This is a genomic window from Vibrio sp. 10N.222.49.C9, from assembly GCF_041474985.1.
GTDB classification, from domain to species: domain Bacteria; phylum Pseudomonadota; class Gammaproteobacteria; order Enterobacterales; family Vibrionaceae; genus Vibrio; species Vibrio crassostreae_C.
The window spans coordinates 1-353 of the sequence record NZ_JBFRVD010000809.1; the positions used below are offsets into that span (position 1 = coordinate 1).

Sequence of the window (353 nt, forward strand, 5' to 3'; positions counted from 1 at the left end):
CATTTGGCACTAGCCTAGAGCTAGTTGCAGGACCAGAACGAAACCTGGTAAATATGGTAATGACCTACTCATACTAAGGGCATTAAGGGTTGAGAGTATGACCCGATTCAAATCCTGACGACATACTTCACTTTTCTGTGAAGAAACGCTTACTAATTAATCGTTTACATTGGTTGGCCATAATAAGCCTGTGTTACTATGCCATTTCTTTGGAATAGGTACTGGCGGGCTATGCTGGAAGTAAATGGATTAACTGCAATTCGCGATGAAAGAATTTTATTCGAAAGCCTGTCTTTTACTGTAGAGGCTGGAGATCTGATTCAGATCGAAGGGCGAAATGGTACGGGTAAAAC

At 41.6% G+C, this 353-nt stretch carries 1 pseudogene; it reads left to right on the top strand.

The window, feature by feature from the left end:
- Positions 1-231: 231 nt before the first annotated feature.
- Positions 232-353: pseudogene (locus AB4585_RS25715) on the top strand (heme ABC transporter ATP-binding protein CcmA); the annotation flags it as partial.